This window comes from Pseudomaricurvus sp. ABR4_320, from assembly GCF_056159445.1.
Genome location: NZ_JBSWVF010000009.1, coordinates 68,621 through 85,393, shown reverse-complemented (window position 1 = coordinate 85,393; position 16,773 = coordinate 68,621). Strand labels below are relative to the sequence as shown.

General features: G+C 50.7%; 14 protein-coding genes and 1 riboswitch. Of the genes, 3 read left to right on the top strand and 11 right to left on the bottom strand.

All coding sequences use genetic code 11. The features are described 5' to 3' along the window. The first annotated feature begins 86 nt into the window (after positions 1-86). Both ACXAFR_RS17955 and hmuQ read left to right on the top strand, forming a co-directional pair. On the top strand, positions 87-1,463 hold the full coding sequence (locus tag ACXAFR_RS17955; protein ID WP_475179191.1) for a malonyl-CoA decarboxylase: 1,377 nt from the start codon (positions 87-89) through the stop codon (positions 1,461-1,463). Between the two features lie 232 nt (positions 1,464-1,695). Further along, entirely contained in the window at positions 1,696-2,001 is a 306-nt protein-coding gene (gene hmuQ, locus ACXAFR_RS17950) for a heme-degrading protein HmuQ (protein WP_475179188.1), read from the top strand. A gap of 155 nt (positions 2,002-2,156) precedes the next feature. On the opposite strand, the gene ACXAFR_RS17945 is transcribed toward hmuQ, so the two are convergent. The 6 genes from ACXAFR_RS17945 to thiC form a co-directional block, all read right to left on the bottom strand. After that, positions 2,157-5,189: a S8 family serine peptidase gene (locus ACXAFR_RS17945; RefSeq protein ID WP_475179187.1), complete on the bottom strand. Its 3,033-nt coding sequence runs from the start codon at positions 5,187-5,189 to the stop codon at positions 2,157-2,159. A gap of 269 nt (positions 5,190-5,458) precedes the next feature. Then, on the bottom strand, positions 5,459-5,656 hold the full coding sequence (gene thiS, locus ACXAFR_RS17940; RefSeq protein ID WP_475179186.1) for a sulfur carrier protein ThiS: 198 nt from the start codon (positions 5,654-5,656) through the stop codon (positions 5,459-5,461). Then, the gene (gene thiE / locus ACXAFR_RS17935) at positions 5,653-7,200 is read right to left on the bottom strand and encodes a thiamine phosphate synthase (RefSeq protein ID WP_475179183.1); all 1,548 of its coding nucleotides are present in this window, start codon (positions 7,198-7,200) and stop codon (positions 5,653-5,655) included. The genes thiS and thiE overlap by 4 nt, the downstream gene beginning before the upstream one ends. After that, positions 7,200-8,006, bottom strand: a complete 807-nt coding sequence (locus tag ACXAFR_RS17930) for a thiazole synthase (protein ID WP_475179182.1) — start codon at positions 8,004-8,006, stop codon at positions 7,200-7,202. Before ACXAFR_RS17930 ends, thiE begins: the two co-directional genes overlap by 1 nt. Positions 8,007-8,023: 17 nt before the next feature. Continuing rightward, positions 8,024-9,160, bottom strand: coding sequence for an FAD-dependent oxidoreductase (locus ACXAFR_RS17925; RefSeq protein WP_475179179.1), 1,137 nt, complete (start codon positions 9,158-9,160; stop codon positions 8,024-8,026). Next, on the bottom strand, positions 9,157-11,067 hold the full coding sequence (gene thiC / locus ACXAFR_RS17920; RefSeq protein WP_475179177.1) for a phosphomethylpyrimidine synthase ThiC: 1,911 nt from the start codon (positions 11,065-11,067) through the stop codon (positions 9,157-9,159). The genes ACXAFR_RS17925 and thiC overlap by 4 nt, the downstream gene beginning before the upstream one ends. Before the next feature lie 109 nt (positions 11,068-11,176). Beyond that, positions 11,177-11,267: riboswitch (TPP riboswitch) on the bottom strand. Positions 11,268-11,822: 555 nt separating this feature from the next. On the opposite strand from thiC, the gene ACXAFR_RS17915 reads away from it, so the two are divergent. Further along, positions 11,823-12,215 carry a hypothetical protein gene (locus tag ACXAFR_RS17915; RefSeq protein WP_475179175.1) on the top strand — a complete coding sequence of 131 codons (393 nt, stop codon included), beginning with the start codon at positions 11,823-11,825 and terminating at the stop codon, positions 12,213-12,215. 41 nt (positions 12,216-12,256) lie between these two features. Here ACXAFR_RS17915 and ACXAFR_RS17910 read toward each other — a convergent pair whose 3' ends face one another. The 5 genes from ACXAFR_RS17910 to ACXAFR_RS17890 all read right to left on the bottom strand — a co-directional run bounded on the left by ACXAFR_RS17910 (position 12,257) and on the right by ACXAFR_RS17890 (position 16,568). Next, the gene (locus tag ACXAFR_RS17910) at positions 12,257-12,718 is read right to left on the bottom strand and encodes a CYTH domain-containing protein (protein ID WP_475179173.1); all 462 of its coding nucleotides are present in this window, start codon (positions 12,716-12,718) and stop codon (positions 12,257-12,259) included. 101 nt (positions 12,719-12,819) lie between these two features. Beyond that, complete coding sequence (locus ACXAFR_RS17905; protein WP_475179171.1) at positions 12,820-13,011, bottom strand: helix-turn-helix transcriptional regulator; 192 nt, start codon at positions 13,009-13,011, stop codon at positions 12,820-12,822. Then, positions 13,008-13,385 carry a hypothetical protein gene (locus ACXAFR_RS17900; protein ID WP_475179169.1) on the bottom strand — a complete coding sequence of 126 codons (378 nt, stop codon included), beginning with the start codon at positions 13,383-13,385 and terminating at the stop codon, positions 13,008-13,010. Before ACXAFR_RS17900 ends, ACXAFR_RS17905 begins: the two co-directional genes overlap by 4 nt. A gap of 213 nt (positions 13,386-13,598) precedes the next feature. Next, positions 13,599-15,788, bottom strand: a complete 2,190-nt coding sequence (locus tag ACXAFR_RS17895) for a malate synthase G (RefSeq protein WP_475179167.1) — start codon at positions 15,786-15,788, stop codon at positions 13,599-13,601. Between the two features lie 426 nt (positions 15,789-16,214). Then, the gene (locus ACXAFR_RS17890; RefSeq protein ID WP_475179165.1) at positions 16,215-16,568 is read right to left on the bottom strand and encodes a hypothetical protein; all 354 of its coding nucleotides are present in this window, start codon (positions 16,566-16,568) and stop codon (positions 16,215-16,217) included. Between the last annotated feature and the right edge of the window lie 205 nt (positions 16,569-16,773).

The following is a 16,773-nucleotide window of genomic DNA, read 5'->3' as shown; positions in this document are numbered from 1 at the left end:
GGTTTGCGACCCGTATAGAGACCATACGATTACGGCCCCGGCCACGCGCAAGGCAGCCGGCGGTCCCCAGTAAAAGGCAGTAACTTATGTCATCCGTCAATGAGACGTTTCTCCGCTGGAAAGCCAGCGTCAGTGAGTACATTTTCACGTCACCCGGGTTTAACCGCAACGAACGCCAGCATCTTTCCAAAGATGAGTTTCAAACAAAAATCGACCTCTGCGTCCGGGCTCCTGTCGGAGAGACCGATGCCCGCAAACGAGCCGCAGAGTTGGGTTCCACCTGGCTGGCAAGCAGTGACACCGACAAAAAAGTATTTTTTAAACTGCTGGCGGAAGAGTTTGGCCCGGATCGCCAGCGAATCGACACTGAAATCGAAAACTATCGCACTGCTGTGGCCAGTGGTCGCGACAATGTCAGCACCTCGTACCTCCGAGACGCGCTTAAGCCCCGGCGTATGGCGCTGTTTACACGCTTTACCAGCCTTCCAGACGGATTGAAGTTCCTCGTCGATATGCGCGAAGAGTTGCTGGGCTATCTGAGAGACGACCCGGCATTGAAAAGCCTTGATAACGATCTGCGCGACCTCTTTCGGCTCTGGTTCGACCAGGGGTTTCTCGAGATTCATCGAGTCACCTGGCACTCCCCCGCAGCACTCTTAGAAAAACTGATGGAATACGAGGCCATTCACTCCATCATCAGCTGGCAGGATTTGAAAAATCGTCTCGACAGAGACCGTCGCTGCTATACCCTCTTCCATCCACGCATGCGCGAAGAGCCTTTGGGTATTCTCCATGTTGCCCTGACCGACGATCTGGCAACCAACGTGCAAACCTTACTGCAAGAGGATACCCCTCCGCTGCCGTCCACCGACGCAAATACCGCAATTTTTTATTCCGTCACCTCGACCCAACAAGGCTTAAAAGGCATCAGTTTTGGGGAATTTTTGATCAAGGAAGCCGTCGGCAAGCTCCAGAGAGAACTTCCCCATCTGGAAAAATTCGCCACACTGTCCCCCATTCCCGGCTTTCGCAACTGGCTTATGGACAATATCAGCAGTGACGACTTTAAAAAGATGCCTTTCGCTCCAGAAAGTCTGGAAGAAGCCCTGCACAAAATCGCCTCGGGCGCAGAACCCGTTTGGCGACCCGAAATCGAAAAGATTCTGCTGCGCAAATGTCTTCAGTATCTGACAACAACCAAAGACGGTAAGCCCATCAATCCGGTGGCTCGCTTTCATCTCCGCAATGGCGCGTTTATCGAGAAAATCAATTTTATGGGTGACACATCCAGTAATGGCCTGCGCAATGCAGCAGGTATGATGGTGAATTATGGCTATGACCTGAAAAACCTGGAGTCCAATCTGGTGAAAAACCAGGAGGGCAAACTGGTGGTCGAAAGCAAACTGTTGAAGTCGGCTCGCGCCGACAAGCTCCCCATAGAGCACTTGGTCAGCGCCGGTTAACCGATCGTTCGCTGCACAGTGAGCCGATCAGGGGCTCAGCCCCGATGGCACCATTCTCTGGCGCGCAACTTTTCTTTTACCAAAGCGCGCCACAATTAGCACTGGCACTTGTCAGCCAGCGACTGCATACTTTGCCGCGGCGCTCATTTGGTCCTGTTTTTTCGATGTTATTATCGAAATGACTTATTTGGATCAGGAGCTATACCGCCAAGCCGCACAGCGAGGAATAGTTATGTACATTGCCATGAACCGGTTTCGTATAGCCCCCGGCAGAGAAGCGGAATTTATTGAGATCTGGAAGCAGCGGGATACTTTCTTAAGCGAAGTTCCGGGTTTCAAATCCTTTAACCTGCTGCAAGGGCCCTCTAACGAGGATTACACCCTGTTTGCCTCCCATTCGATCTGGGAGTCTGAGGCCGCTTTTATCGACTGGACTAAGTCCGAAGCTTTTCGTAAAGCCCACGCCAATGCCGGCGGCCCCAAAAAAGACATCTATCTGGGCCCGCCACAGCTAGAGTGCTTTTCTGCGGTCATTTAAAGCCCCTACTTTACTAACAGCATAAAAAACCCTCGGACGAGCGTCAGAGGTTTTTTTTGTAACACCAAGATTCTTGGCCAACATCCTTAAACCGGGACATCCCTGTGCCAGTGCGCCACCGATCCATGGGATCTGTGGCGCATCAGAAGGATCAACTAGTCCTCGTCACTGACTTCTACCGTCGTCAGGCCAATTTCTTCACTGCCCTCACGATGAGAAACCGCTCCCAGATACTTGCGACCAAAGGCTGTTTCATCCTCGCTGACATCCCAACTGATACCAACACTGTCGGTTGCACTGGAAGTCGCTGAGGTCGGAGCATAATCCAACTGCAGAGGTAAACTGGCGTCTTCGCTGTTTGCAGGGACGGACCAATCGAACAGCGCGTAAAGCGCATCTTCGCCGTCAGTCTGCCAACCGTGAACAACCACGTAGTAGGTACCAGCCTCTGGGTTCACAACATCGTATGACTCGTTGGACGTTCCATTACCGCTACCACCCAAATAGTTGAAATATGGATCGAAGACATAGAGATCCAGATCATCATCACCGTCGGTATACTCATCGAACAACGCAAAGCGCGTCAGAGCGGTTCCGGCAGGAACATCTACAGCATGAAGGAAATAGCCAACGCCGGTCGACAGTGCCGTGTCGATATCGTTAGATGGATCATCCTGCACAATCGCCAATTCAGTATGCGCCGGTTCAAGCCCCAAGGTAACCGCAGCATAGTCACCGGTGTAACCGAATTGCAGATCAATGCTCAAACTTCCACTTGGACCACTGCCCGACACGGATTCGGCAACGGCCAATTGCAACGGCTGAACGATCATTGTTGAGGTGGCTCTATGCCCCTTACCATCAGTCCACACCAGTTTGCCGAATGCGTACTGATCCAGGCAGATTTTTTCATTGGCCGTAAAGGTCACGTCAAAACTCGCGGTTTCGCCTGGCTCCAAAGTGAGAGAGGCTGGCGATACCTGTACTTCCATACCTTTCGGCGCTTTCAACTTTGAATAAAAGGTCGCCGTACGCTCCAGAACGTTGGTTACCCGACGAGTTACCGTCTGGGAACCCGCCATGGCGCCAATAGCAATATTTGGCGTGTTCATATCGCTCGGATCAATACTCAGCACAGGACACAGCTCAGAATCCAGCTGACCCGTACCACAAAGGAAACCGAACCAGTCGAGAATGTCTGAGTCGTAAACCAGCCCCGGGTTGAGCGCTTTGCGAGGATTCACATGACCTGAACCTTCTGCAAATGGATGGGCTTGCGTGTCTTTCGCTGTCGTCATCAACGCAGATTTAATGGCCATAGGCGACCAATCTGGATGCGCTTCCTTCATCAGGGCGGCAATACCGGCAATGTGCGGACTGGCCATCGATGTTCCGCTGAGGAAGTCGAAATTGCGACCACTCTCGTAGGGCGAAACCGCCGCCAAAATGTCCACGCCGGGAGCCATGATATCGGGCTTCAAGACATCACCAGACGCCAACAAAGGCCCGCGCGACGAGAAGTCGGCAACTTGTGGTGCAGATTCATCATCGATTGCGACACGAGGAGTCAGCCAAGCCGTCGGCGCATCGGCTGAAGCGACATAGGTCCGAATCACTTCACCATCGACATCAGAGACATGAACAGTCGGCACCGAGTGCAAATCTGCGTTGACGGAATTGGGATCCGTGTTCGCCAGCACCATGGCAGCCCCACCCGCCTCGGCAACGGCCTCGCTCTTATCGGTCCGGGCGATGTCGCCGCGATCACACAAAACCATCATGCCTGACACTTGAGCGGGATCCAGGGTACCTGGGTAACAGAGACGAACTTCTTCAGGATCTGCGTCGGCCAACCCAACCGTCGCCGAATACACCAATGGCAGCTCGCTGGTACCCGTCTCCTGAAGAGATGCACCGGTGAAAGTTTCACCATTGCCCAAAATGACTTCAGCTTCAAAAAGACGATTGTGAGAACCCGCCGCAACGGTGGTAATCCAAGGGCTTGGGTGCGCAACGCTGGACTCGGTCGGTCCACTGTTACCGGCAGATGCCGCAACAAAGATACCGGCGTTTGCAGCGATCAAAAAGGCAACTTCCACTGGGTCCATAAAGTTGGTACTCGTACCCGATATGGAGAAGTTGATGACGTCGACTCCATCGATAATCGCCTGATCAATCGCGGCGACAGAGTCTGAGGAGAAGCATCCACCTTCAGGAGAGATGCCCCAACACACTTTATAAGATGCAATTCGAGCACGTGGCGCCATACCACTGGCAACACCAAGATCCACACCGTCGACACTGACTTCAACACCATCATTACCGCCAGCGGTCGCTGCAGTATGAACACCGTGGCCATCGACGGCCCGAGGGGAAATCAACTCGTAGGGCAGTTCAGCTTTGATGGCTTCCGGGCCACCGTAACCGGCGCCATACCAACGAGCACCGATCAATTTATTGTTACAGTCGGTGGCTTCAAATTCTTCACCGGCAGTACATTCACCGTTCCAATCTTCCAGTGGCTCATACGCCAAATTTGAATAGGGGCCTTTTTTCTTTTTTTTCTTTCCAGATGAAACACTTAACTGATCCGAGAAACTGGGGTTCTCTGGCCAGGCACCGCTGTCAAGAACGCCAATGACGACGTCTTCACCTTTAAAGCCGTATCCATCCCAAACACCTTTCTTGCCACGTAACCCAAGAAACTCCGGTGTACTGACGGTGTCCATTTTCAATTTTTTATCTCGGGTAACCCGCAGCACTCCGGACATCTGCTCCAGGTCCTGGGCTTGAGCTTCCGTCATTTTGGCGGCGAACCCGTTAAACGAAACCGTGTAATGATAGAGACTGTCGCTAACGCCCGCCGCACTCATAACATCCAGCTGTCGGTTTTTGAGGTAATTACGATAGCTCTTTACGGAATCGCTCGACGAATCCAGCTTTTTACCGGCACTTGGCCGAGTGGCAGACAAACCGGAGATTTCACCCTGATACGATAACAGGGGTTCTTCGACCAAACGCACGATATAGGTATATTCCTGTGCTTTCTGGTCTTGTATTTCCGCGACCGCAGATTCAGGAATACGCAGCTTACTGGCTATATCAGCTGCTTGAAGTGGGGTTACATAGGACAAACTGAACGCTAGGCCGCCAAGCCAGGCTATTCCTTTCCAGGGCAGATCCATCATGCCTCCTTTCCATCGGTAAAAAACTTGAGCCGGAAAACGGGAAAATCGATTCCAGGCGAGAGTGTAGGAGCGACTACGCTTACTGCTCCGCCTCTAGCTGGCGACAGCAGACAAGACCCCTCATCAAAAGACGAACGGGTGAGAGAACTCCGCAAGTTTTTTTGCGAATTACTTATCCCTATTTGGTTTTTCCTTAAGCAAAAGCAACAACTCCTGTAAAACAGGCACACATTATTTGTTTTTTATCGACGTTGAGCAACTCTTCTTTCTTATCCGCCCTGAATCGGCGCGACAATATCGACGCGGCACCCCACTGCCAACACCCTGTCACCCCGCTCTTCCCGAGGAACAAAAATTCCATCCACAGCGGTTGCCACCGACTCCCTCCCCTGATCCAGCTCATCCAACAATTCAGCGACAGTTCTTGCCTGAACATCATGAACTACACCGTTAATGTTAATTTTCATGGACAGCTCGCCTCAACTACCCCACTCTGCAGGTGGGGGTCAGCGGACCTATTCGTACCAACAGGCAGCGCTTGAGCCACACGCTCTAATAAATGACGCGTTGCCGCGATGGGATCCGCAGCCTGGGTAATCGCTCTGACAACAGCAACACTCGGAACCCCTGTCGACAAGACGCTGTTAATGTTATCGCCATCAATGCCGCCTATAGCCGTTATCGGATAGCCTTGCTTCAATAAACTCGCCCATTCAGATAACTGCTCTAAGCCCAGGGGGTCAAACGCCATGGTCTTTGTGGTCGTCGCAAAGACAGGTCCCAACGCCATGTACGAAGGCCGCAAACTGTGGCTGCGTGCAATCTCATACCAAGCATGATTACTCGTGCCCAACTTGCAGCCAGACTGAGCGATTAGAGGTAAATCGGCAGTATCCAAATCTTCCTGGCCGAGATGTACGCCGTAGGCACGACACTCCAGCGCCAAACGCCAGTAATCGTTAATGAAAACCCGCGCCTGATACCGACGTTGCAATTCGACAGCCTGTAAAATTTGCTGGCGCAGTTCTGCCTCATTCGCATTTTTTATTCGCAATTGGATCGTTCTTACACCAGATGCCAACAGCGGCTGTAGCCAATTAACATGATCAACCACCGGGTAAAGACCAAGCGACTGAGTATCGCAGGCACCAAATGTAAGGACTGGCGAAAACGGATCCCGAAGTAACATAGGGACATCCTGGAGTGTTGCTGGCCACCCACACCGAGCTAGAGTGCCCGCGCCCTGCCCCATAGCGTAACTCAATCGGAGCCCCTGATTGACATACATTTTGGCCAGCACCAGACTGTCCGCCACCCCCATGCCACGCCCCAACAATGCAGCAGTGGCAGCTGACAGTGTACAGCCACTACCGTGACTGTGAGGCGTGGCTTGACGCGGTGACCGCAGCCAAAACGACTGAGCTCCATTAAAGAAATAATCATCCGCATGACCTCCGTCCTCCTGAAAGTGACCGCCGGTGATCAGCACACCTGCACCTGTTCGCTCATGTAAATAAGAAGCGACAGACATCAGTTCACCCGCATCACGAATGGGGCGCTGAGAAAGCCATTCGGCTTCCTGCCGATTTGGGGTTATAAGATCGACACAACCTAGCAGGGCCCAAAGATGCTTTCTGTCTCCCATATTCAACATCGCCCCTGTGCTTGAACGCAAAACAGGATCGAGAACTTTCGGCACCGTTTGCTGTTGCAAAAACTGACAGACCCGTTCCGCGATTTCAGCCGTTGCCAGCATGCCGATTTTGATCGCAGCGGGCGGCATATCTTCGACCACTGCACGCAGTTGTGCATCGAGGTGATTCGGATCCGTTGGCACTATTCGCTGAACACCAACACTGTTTTGTGCCGTCAGGGCGGTTATCGCGGAGCAGCCGTGCATGCGAAAATCCCGAAACGTCAGTAGATCAGCCTGAATACCGGCACCACCGCCGGAGTCCGATCCTGCGATGGTCAATACCGAAGCGCTGATGCGCTGTTTATCTGCAATCATCAGTTCGGCGCCTCCTGATGCCAAAAAGGCACACCGGCAACAGGAGTACTGGGCTTTGCCATCGATCTTGCGGTTAGCATCTCCCCCAGAAATCCATGTCGACCGGCCGTTACTGCGGCAGCAAATCCTCTGGCCATCCTTACCGGATCACCCGCTTCGGCAACAGCCGTATTGAGGAGCACTGCTGCAGCACCGGCCTCCATAACCTGACAAGCATGGGAAGGTCGTCCAAGTCCGGCATCTATAATTTTTGGAATGCCCGGTAGACGTTGCTGTAAAACCTCAAAAGCATAAGGGTTAATCGGCCCCAGTGCCGTACCGATAGGCGCGGCCCAAGGCATCAAGAGTTCGCACCCGACATCGACCAAGCGCTGACATAAAATGAGGTCATCCGTGCAATAGGGAAAGACAGCAAACCCTTCTGCAATCAATTCTCGTGCGGCATCAACCAGCTCGAACGGGTCTGGCTGTAAATTATAATCGTCGCCGATGACTTCCAGCTTGATCCAATCTGTGGCAAACAATTCACGGGACATTTTGGCAAGAGTAACGGCTTCCTGTGCTGTTCGGCAGCCTGCTGTATTTGGCAATAACCGACACCCTAGTTCACGGATACCCTGCCAATAGTTGTGCCCCCCTTGCGACTCTGGTGATTGACGTCGCAGCGACACGGTAACCACTTCGACTTCGGCAGCATCAATAGCGGCAGCCATAATTTCTGGCGACGGGTACAACGCCGTCCCCAGTATCAAACGCTTTTTTAAGGTGACACCGTAAGCCACCCAAGAATCATTGGAATTGGACATGAGGCCAGTAGCTCCCATTAAATAGTCGGCATGAGTTCGGAATGCACTGCCGCTGATGATGACTCACCTTTAAGACACAAAGGCAGATATTGATCTGGCGTAAAACCCTGCTGAAACAACGACAAGCTCTTGGCCACCAATGCTGGCCCCAACAAATAGCCATGGCGGTAAAGCCCATTTAAAGAGAGCCGATCTATGGCGGTACGAATCCAAGGTAAATTATCGGGATAGGCAGGACGGCAATGAGCGCTCGCCTCAATAACATGAGCCTCTGCAAAACCGGAATGCAAGGTGTACAACGCCGATTGCAACTCAAGGGAAGACCTTACCGTTACCGGAGCCATGGAATCACTTTCGATTTCGGTAGCCCCTATCACATAGTGGTGATCTGGTCGCGGCGCAACATAGAGGGTATAGCGAGGATGCATCAATCGAACCGGTCTGGACAAATTAACTTCCGGTGCAAAGACCCTCAACACTTCTCCCCGCACCCCCCGCAATCGATCATCACAGGCAGCAGCCCCGACGCCACGGCAGTCGAAGATAAAGTCCGCATCCAGCAACAGCTGGGTGTCTTGAGACTGGGCAAGTAGCTGCCGCCCCTCAATCGATTCAACAGTGCACCCTGGATACCAATCCACTGCGAGATCAGATAGGGCTTGAGCGAGGGCCAGGTAGAGAGCACGGTTATCAATACAACCTTCGCAGGGAAAATACAAAGCCGCCTCAAACCCTTTAAGTTCAGCTTCAAGTCTGTACAAACCGTCACGATCAATCATGCGCCCATGACCTTGCCAGCTATGGGGTAACGAGGCCAACCGTCTCTCGGCATCGCGCAACAAGGATCGATCTTGGCGGTGCGCCACCAACAGGCTCCCCGACTCATAAAATGCGATGTCTTGACCCGTCTGCCGCGACAGTTCGGGTATCCAATCACGCCACAGATCACGGGCAACCACCGACTGTGCCAGCAATGCATTGCCACAACCGATGGCCTCAGTTAAGGGCGCTAACATAGCTGCAGCGACATAGCCAGCAGACTGTCCGCCACACCCATCATCGCGGTCCACCAGCGTCACCGTGTAGCCAGCCAGCGCCAGGCGCCAGGCTAACAAGCGGCCACAGAGCCCTGCTCCTACGACGATGAGCTTCATGACTTAGAGGCTGTGTCTGCAAGACCGCGAAACTCTTGAGCCTTATCGGCCATGCCTGCGTTAACATCCTCCAGTGTCAAAGTTTGTAGCTCGTCGCTGCCACCCGATTCGGCTTGACGGTCAGCGAGCTGGCGAACTTCACGACTGATTTCCATAGAACAAAATTTGGGACCACACATAGAACAAAAATGGGCTTCTTTGGCGGCCTGCTTGGGTAATGTTTGGTCGTGGAAAGAGCGAGCGGTATCTGGGTCAAGACTAAGGTTAAACTGGTCCTCCCAGCGAAACTCAAAACGAGCACGACTGAGGGTATTATCCCGCAGTTGCGCAGCCGGATGCCCCTTTGCTAAATCCGCCGCATGGGCGGCAAGTTTATAAGTGATGATGCCGGTTTTGACGTCATCTTTGTCGGGTAGCCCCAAGTGCTCTTTCGGTGTGACATAACACAGCATCGCGGTGCCATACCAGCCAATGGTCGCAGCACCGATGGCCGATGTAATATGGTCGTAGCCGGGAGCAATGTCCGTGGTCAATGGGCCAAGTGTGTAAAACGGCGCCTCATCGCAAAGCGTTAACTGCTCATCCATATTTTCGCGAATCATGTGCAGTGGGACATGGCCAGGACCTTCAACCATGGTTTGCACATCGTATTCCCAGGCGATGCGAGTCAATTCGCCCAGCGTCTTTAACTCTCCAAACTGAGCTTGATCGTTTGCATCGGCAATCGATCCGGGACGCAATCCATCTCCGAGAGAAAAGCTGACATCGTACTGTCGCATAATCTGACAGATTTCCCGAAAATGAGTGTATAGGAAATTTTCACGATGATGAGCCAAACACCATTTGGCCATGATCGAACCGCCTCGAGAGACGATACCCGTAACCCGGTTGGCAGTCAGAGGAATGTAACGCAACAAAACACCGGCATGAATGGTGAAATAATCCACGCCCTGCTCGGCTTGCTCAATCAGCGTATCCCGAAAGATATCCCACGTTAAATCCTCCGCAACGCCACCGACTTTCTCCAACGCTTGGTAGATGGGGACGGTACCAACGGGCACCGGAGAATTGCGGATGATCCACTCCCGGGTTTCATGGATATTTTTACCGGTGGACAAATCCATTATGGTGTCTGATCCCCAGCGAATTGCCCAAATGAGCTTTTCAACCTCATCGTGAATTGATGAACCCAGCGCGGAATTTCCGATATTACCGTTGACCTTTACGAGAAAATTACGACCGATAATCATCGGTTCAATTTCTGGGTGGTTGATGTTGGCAGGAATAATTGCTCGACCTGCGGCAATTTCCTGGCGAACAAATTCAGGCGTTATGGCGGAAGGAATCTGAGCTCCCAAAGGATGGCCTGCGTGCAATTTGCCAGCACCCTGAAGCTTATCAAGATTCATGTTTTCACGAATGGCGACATACTCCATTTCCGCCGTGATGATGCCTTGCCGCGCATAGTGCATCTGGGTAACACACTGCCCCGAACGCGCCCGACGAGGCGCGCGACTGAGCTGAAATCTCAGAGCATCCAGTGACGCATCCGCGCGGCGTTCAAGAGTATATTTAGAGTTAACCGCGGGTAAAATTTCGCTGTCGTCGCGAGCGGCAATCCAAGACTGACGCATCTGCGGCAATCCTCGCTGGACATCGATTCCAACATCGGGATCTGTGTAAGGGCCAGAGGTATCGTATACCCGTAATGACGCGTTCGGCTGAAATGACTCCCTGCCCTTTGAGTCCCGGATTAATGTGTCCGACAAGGCTATTTCCCGCATAGCAACACGAACATCATGCTCATGACCAGGAATATAGATTTTACGGGATCCGCTTAAGGGTTCACGGGTGGTCGAATCTAATTGTGGTTTTGATTTTGGTTGTGCTGTTGCAACTGAGCTCATTGTATCCCCCAACGGTGGCTAAGTCGGGGGTAGAACTGATCGGAGGGAAATTTGACATACAGAGAACAGCCTTCTGTCGCTAAAAACAACAGACACAGCCGACAAGAGCGGTAGCACTCTTCTTGTTCCCTACGCAGGTCCTAGCCCGTTCAGGTTCTACGGGTAAAATCTCAGCCAATGTGGCACCCCGACAAGTGGCGACGAGTCTAGGCCAGTTGCCTTGATAATGGCAAGACATTTTATTTGGCGCCGCCGATTTACGATCTGCTAAGACCGCGAACCTAGAGACGCATATTCACGGAAAAGCCATACAAAACCTGATCAAGCGATCAACTTTCTTCGTAACAAGTTTGAACTAACGGTTTGCCGTTAAGCCGCGGCACCTAGCCACAAAGCCCGCAACTTAATCGGTTAAGTTATCAGCGTAATATGCGATAAAACCATTCAACGCCACTCAGGAAAAAAATGTGCATTATTTCCTTGATTTTTTCTTAAATTAGGCTTGTTTGCACCTTCACAAAACTGTCAAAGTGCGCTCTACTAACGACCAGCGAAAAGTCACTATCCCGCCAGCAAATTCCCATTGTAGGGAGCTGGCGACAGACTTTCGGTGCCTTAGGTTCAGGTATACGTACGCCAATAAAAATAACGGGAACAACAATAACAATCCCCCGCAGAGATACCGACCAGAGCGCCGCCGCGAGCATATGTTGTGCTCGCAGATGTATGGCTAACTCTATGGGGGAAGTAAAACAATGGGCAGTGCAGAAAAGACCAGTGCCACCACAATCACCTCGACAAACAACCGCCTAGAGGCAACGGGATCCTCACAAGCGGAACGCCGACATACGGTACACCTTGAAGACACCGTAGACTGGTATGACGCACATAATCAAATTGTCTTCGAAGACCATTTCGCCAAGAACGACGACGAAGAATCGGTATTTGTTCGAACGTATTTTTTAGGGTCTGGCAATCCTTGGGCTGCCGACAATGATAAGCACCAAGTCAGCTTTATTACTCGAATTATCGATGGTAGCCGACACCATGGTACCGGCAGTTTTACCTGGCGCCAGGCCCAGCAAGCTCACCGTAAAGCTTGCCAGGCAATCTTAAAAAGTAATTGCGACATTATGCCAGCACTGTAGCGCCCGATGGTTTCCCCGGCCGTCGATCATAAGTCCGGGGATCACCAGGCTCGAAACGGATGTTTAATGAGATTCGCATTGTAATAGCGAGGATCGCCTGTTACCTCTTTGCCAATCCAGTCTGGAAGACTGATCTTTTGCTGTTCACTGGTCAGCTCCACTTCTGCGATAACCAGGCCTGAGTTTTCCTCTCGAAACTCGTCAACTTCCCACGTTAACCCACAGTATTCGAGCGTAAACCTAACTTTACTGATCAGCGGGCGTTCGCACAGAGCATCCAGCATGTTGTTCGCGTCAGCGACTGGAACGTTGTATTCAAATTCTGCTCGGGTAGCGCCCTCGGTCTTGCCCTTAATTGTAAGAAATGCTTGATCTCCAGCTACCCGGAGCCTCACCGTTCGAGCGGGATCTGTCGACAAATACCCCTGCCGAAACTCGCATGCGACACCACGCTTCCAACCGTCGCCAACAACCAAGAATTTTCGTTCGATTTCTATACCCATAACATATTCCAATGCATACCATTTACCTCTTTTTGAAGACGGCGCCCATGGAGAACAACACACTAACGCAAAATCAACACCTGCAGAATGCCACCAGACATTCACTCCGGTGAAAAGATCTCTTCGATGGACAGATTAAAATACCGTGCAATTTTAAATGCCAACGGCAAACTCGGATCGTATTTGCCATTTTCAATAGAAATGACCGTTTGTCGAGAAACCTCGAGAACTTTTCCCAGTTCAACCTGGGAAATACCCTGCTCTACGCGTAATTCACGAAGACAATTTTTCATTGAAAACGACGTGCAATAATCGGGGTACAAATACCCCACACGGTGATCATAAAGGGAAAGATCCACACATAAGGTATGTGTGGGAAGCCTACGTTTTCCAAAAAACCATAGGAAAACGTCGATAAGCCAACAATGGCAAAACTGGTTGCAAAGCTGCGCAACTGAATTTGCTGCTGCAACTCATCCAATCGCGACAACCCCCTTAACACGGCTATCACCGCCATACTAGCAGGTACTACCGGCATCAATGATATCCAGACCTTGCCACTAGCATCCGGGTTTCTTATAAGAAATGACACACTCCCTATCACCGCCACCGAGTAAAGAAACATACAGCTACCAAATTCAACCAGGTATTTTTTGGAATTCAGCATACAACCCTCCCATGTCAAGCTCGCTTTACATGCACTCTATGATCGACACGCAGAAACGTCAAGCATGCTTTACATGTCTAGGCGAGCCCCAAAGCCCTTTTCGGAATACCGTTAAAATAAAGGTCGAAGGGAGAAAAAGTCGTTTCAGAATTCTTTAGGCAAAAAAAAGCCGCCGAGGTTAACCCTCAGCGGCTCAGAAAATCCGAATAAACTTTATCCTTGAGCTTTGCGCTGCAAGCGATAGGCGTGCAAAAGAGGCTCCGTATAACCAGATGGCTGCTCTTTGCCTTTAAAGACCAGATCACAAGCAGCTTTAAAAGCAACACCCTCAAATGCAGGAGCCAATTCAGAGTCTTTAGCCATTGGTACATACTCCGAATCGCCAGCATTCTGCTCATCGACAATGGCAGCCATGCGCTTCATGGCTTCCATAACCTGCTCTTGAGTACAGATACCATGCTCAAGCCAATTGGCGAGGTGCTGAGACGAAATTCGCAGAGTCGCTCGGTCTTCCATCAATCCAACGTTATTGATGTCCGGTACTTTTGAACACCCGATTCCCTGATCAATCCAACGTACCACATAACCAAGAATGCCTTGGGCGTTGTTATCCAATTCAAAGCGAACTTGTTCAGCGCTGAGGCTCGCTGCGTCAGACAACAGAGGGATGGTGAGAATCTTGTCCAGACTTGCTGGGGCCCTGTCCTTCAACTCGGTCTGCCGCTCAATCACATTAATTTGATGGTAGTGCATACTGTGCAAAGCAGCCGCAGTCGGCGAAGGAACCCACGCAGTATTAGCACCGGCCTTCGGGTGCCCTATTTTTTGTTCCAACATGGCCGCCATTTCATCGGGCATTGCCCACATACCTTTACCAATTTGAGCATGCCCCGGAAGTCCACACGCAAGGCCGCAATCGACATTCCAATCCTCATAGGCGTTAATCCAATCCTGCTGCTTCATTGCAGTTTTTGGTACAAATGGGCCGGCCAGCATTGAGGTATGGATTTCGTCACCGGTACGATCCAGGAACCCGGTATTGATAAACACCACGCGTTCACGAGCCTCACCAATGCAGGCTTTCAAGTTCACAGTGGTGCGGCGCTCCTCATCCATGATACCGATTTTTAAGGTATTAACAGTCATCCCCAGAGCTTTTTCGACTTTGCTGAATAGCTCACAACTGAAAGCCACTTCCGCGGGACCGTGCATCTTGGGTTTTACAATATAGACGCTGCCGGTGCGGGAATTACTGTGACGACCACGGCCCAGTAAATCGTGTTTCGCCGCCAGACTGGTGACCATCGCATCCATAATGCCTTCGAAGACTTCATCGCCATTGCTGTCTAAAATCGCAGGATTGGTCATCAGCAAGCCAACGTTACGAACCAACATTAAACTGCGACCGTGCAACGTTATTTCACCACCATCAATGGCGGTATAAGTGCGATCGGCGTTAAGTGCACGGGTTACCTTTCTGCCACCTTTTTCAAAGGTGTCTTCCAGCGTACCCTGCATAAGTCCTAACCAGTTACTGTAGACTTCAACTTTGTCCTCAGCGTCGACAGCAGCAACGGAATCTTCACAATCAATAATCGTAGTAACAGCAGCTTCAACCAAAAGATCTTTTACGTTGGCAGCATCGGTTTTTCCAATCGGATGCTCCGCATCGATTTGAATTTCCAAGTGCAGGCCGTTGTTTACCAAAAGAATCGCTGTAGGTGCATCAGCAGCACCCTGATAGCCTTTCAACGCAGCAGGATTCGCCAGTTGACTGGTAGAGCCGTCACTGAGGCTGACGTCCAACTTACCCGCATTTATCTGGTAGCCGGTGGCATCTGCGTGACTTCCCTGAACCAATGGCGCCGCCTGATCCAAATGAGCCTTTGCCGCAGCAATAACCTTAGATCCACGCACAGGATTATAGGCGCCGGCTTTCTCGGCGCCATCGTCTTCAGAGATGGCGTCTGTACCATAAAGAGCATCGTACAAGCTTCCCCAGCGGGCATTGGCGGCATTCAGGGCAAAGCGTGCGTTTTTAACTGGAACCACTAATTGCGGGCCAGCCTGCTCAGCAATTTCCGTGTCGACGTTTGTCGTGGAAACCGTAAAATCTTCTGGCTCGGGCAGAAGGTAGCCAATCTTTTGAAGAAACGCTTTATACGCTGCAGAGTCTTGAGGTTGCCCCACCCGCTCGCGATGCCATTGATCAATTTGCAGCTGCAAATCATCGCGGCGCTTTAAAAGAGAACGATTGATTGGCGTAAATTCCTCCACCACATCGGCGAATGACTGCCAGAAAGTCTCAGCAGAGACCTCTGTTCCAGGCAGAATCTTTTGCTCAATAAGGTCTGCTAAAGATGCAGTAACTTGCAGTCCTGCACGGTCGATTCGTTGGGTCATTTTATTCGCCTCTTTTATTGGGGTTATGGGATGTGACGCGAAAAACGTCCATACAATCCACTAACAGCTCGCATTCTAGAAGCAGGGCTTGACGCTGAACAGCACCCGCTGATTATTCTCAATATTCATGGATCAAATAGTACCCTCTGGCACTATCATAAAAAGTTATTAACCGATCCTTTAAGAATACCTTCGCGCCGGATAGTTCATGATTTAAGCGAATAAAACAATGCTCTTAAAGAAGGAAGTTACCCGTTTCGTACACAGTTTTTGACAGTGTATATGGCACAAACATTTCTTGTTAAAAATGACGATAATTTTATGACGCCGACAGGCCCTTCCTGCAAAAGCCACCTTACTTCTATATCTCATAAACAGTGTCCAGCGCTGTCATAGTTCCGCGCTTAATTAACGCTTATAAAATTCTTAGCTCACCTCGATACGCCAATAACCGAAAAATGTACTATCACCGAAGGTCATTCGTCGATGAATGTCCCAAGAAAAAAACAAAGCGTTTAAATTCCTGCAGCAGTGTCGATTTTTATTGGGATCAATTGATTCGCTTTTGCTTCTTCGATTTTTCATCTTTTTTTGCAGATATCCTATTCGGCGAAAAACATTACCAGCAATAACAATCTTTTCATAAACCCCTCTAATTTGATCAAACATGAGCAGACCCGGATAAAGGTAATGCGTCAAACGCAGACGAACAAGACGCTCGAAAGAACTATAACCATCTGTTTTTAATGGAATATTTAAACCGTTAAAACCACTATTCATCTAATTGATGATGAAAATAAAAACTTAGTATTAGTTTTATTTTGGTCAGTAAAAGTACACTGCGTCTGCGCATCGGGGATCGAGAAAAGCAAATTGGAAGCACCCTCATACCTGCGAAGGAAAAGCATCCTACGCAAGAATGAATAACATTCGGAACTCGAGCAATAAACAGCCACGACATAGAACGCGGCCTGATAAATCCAGT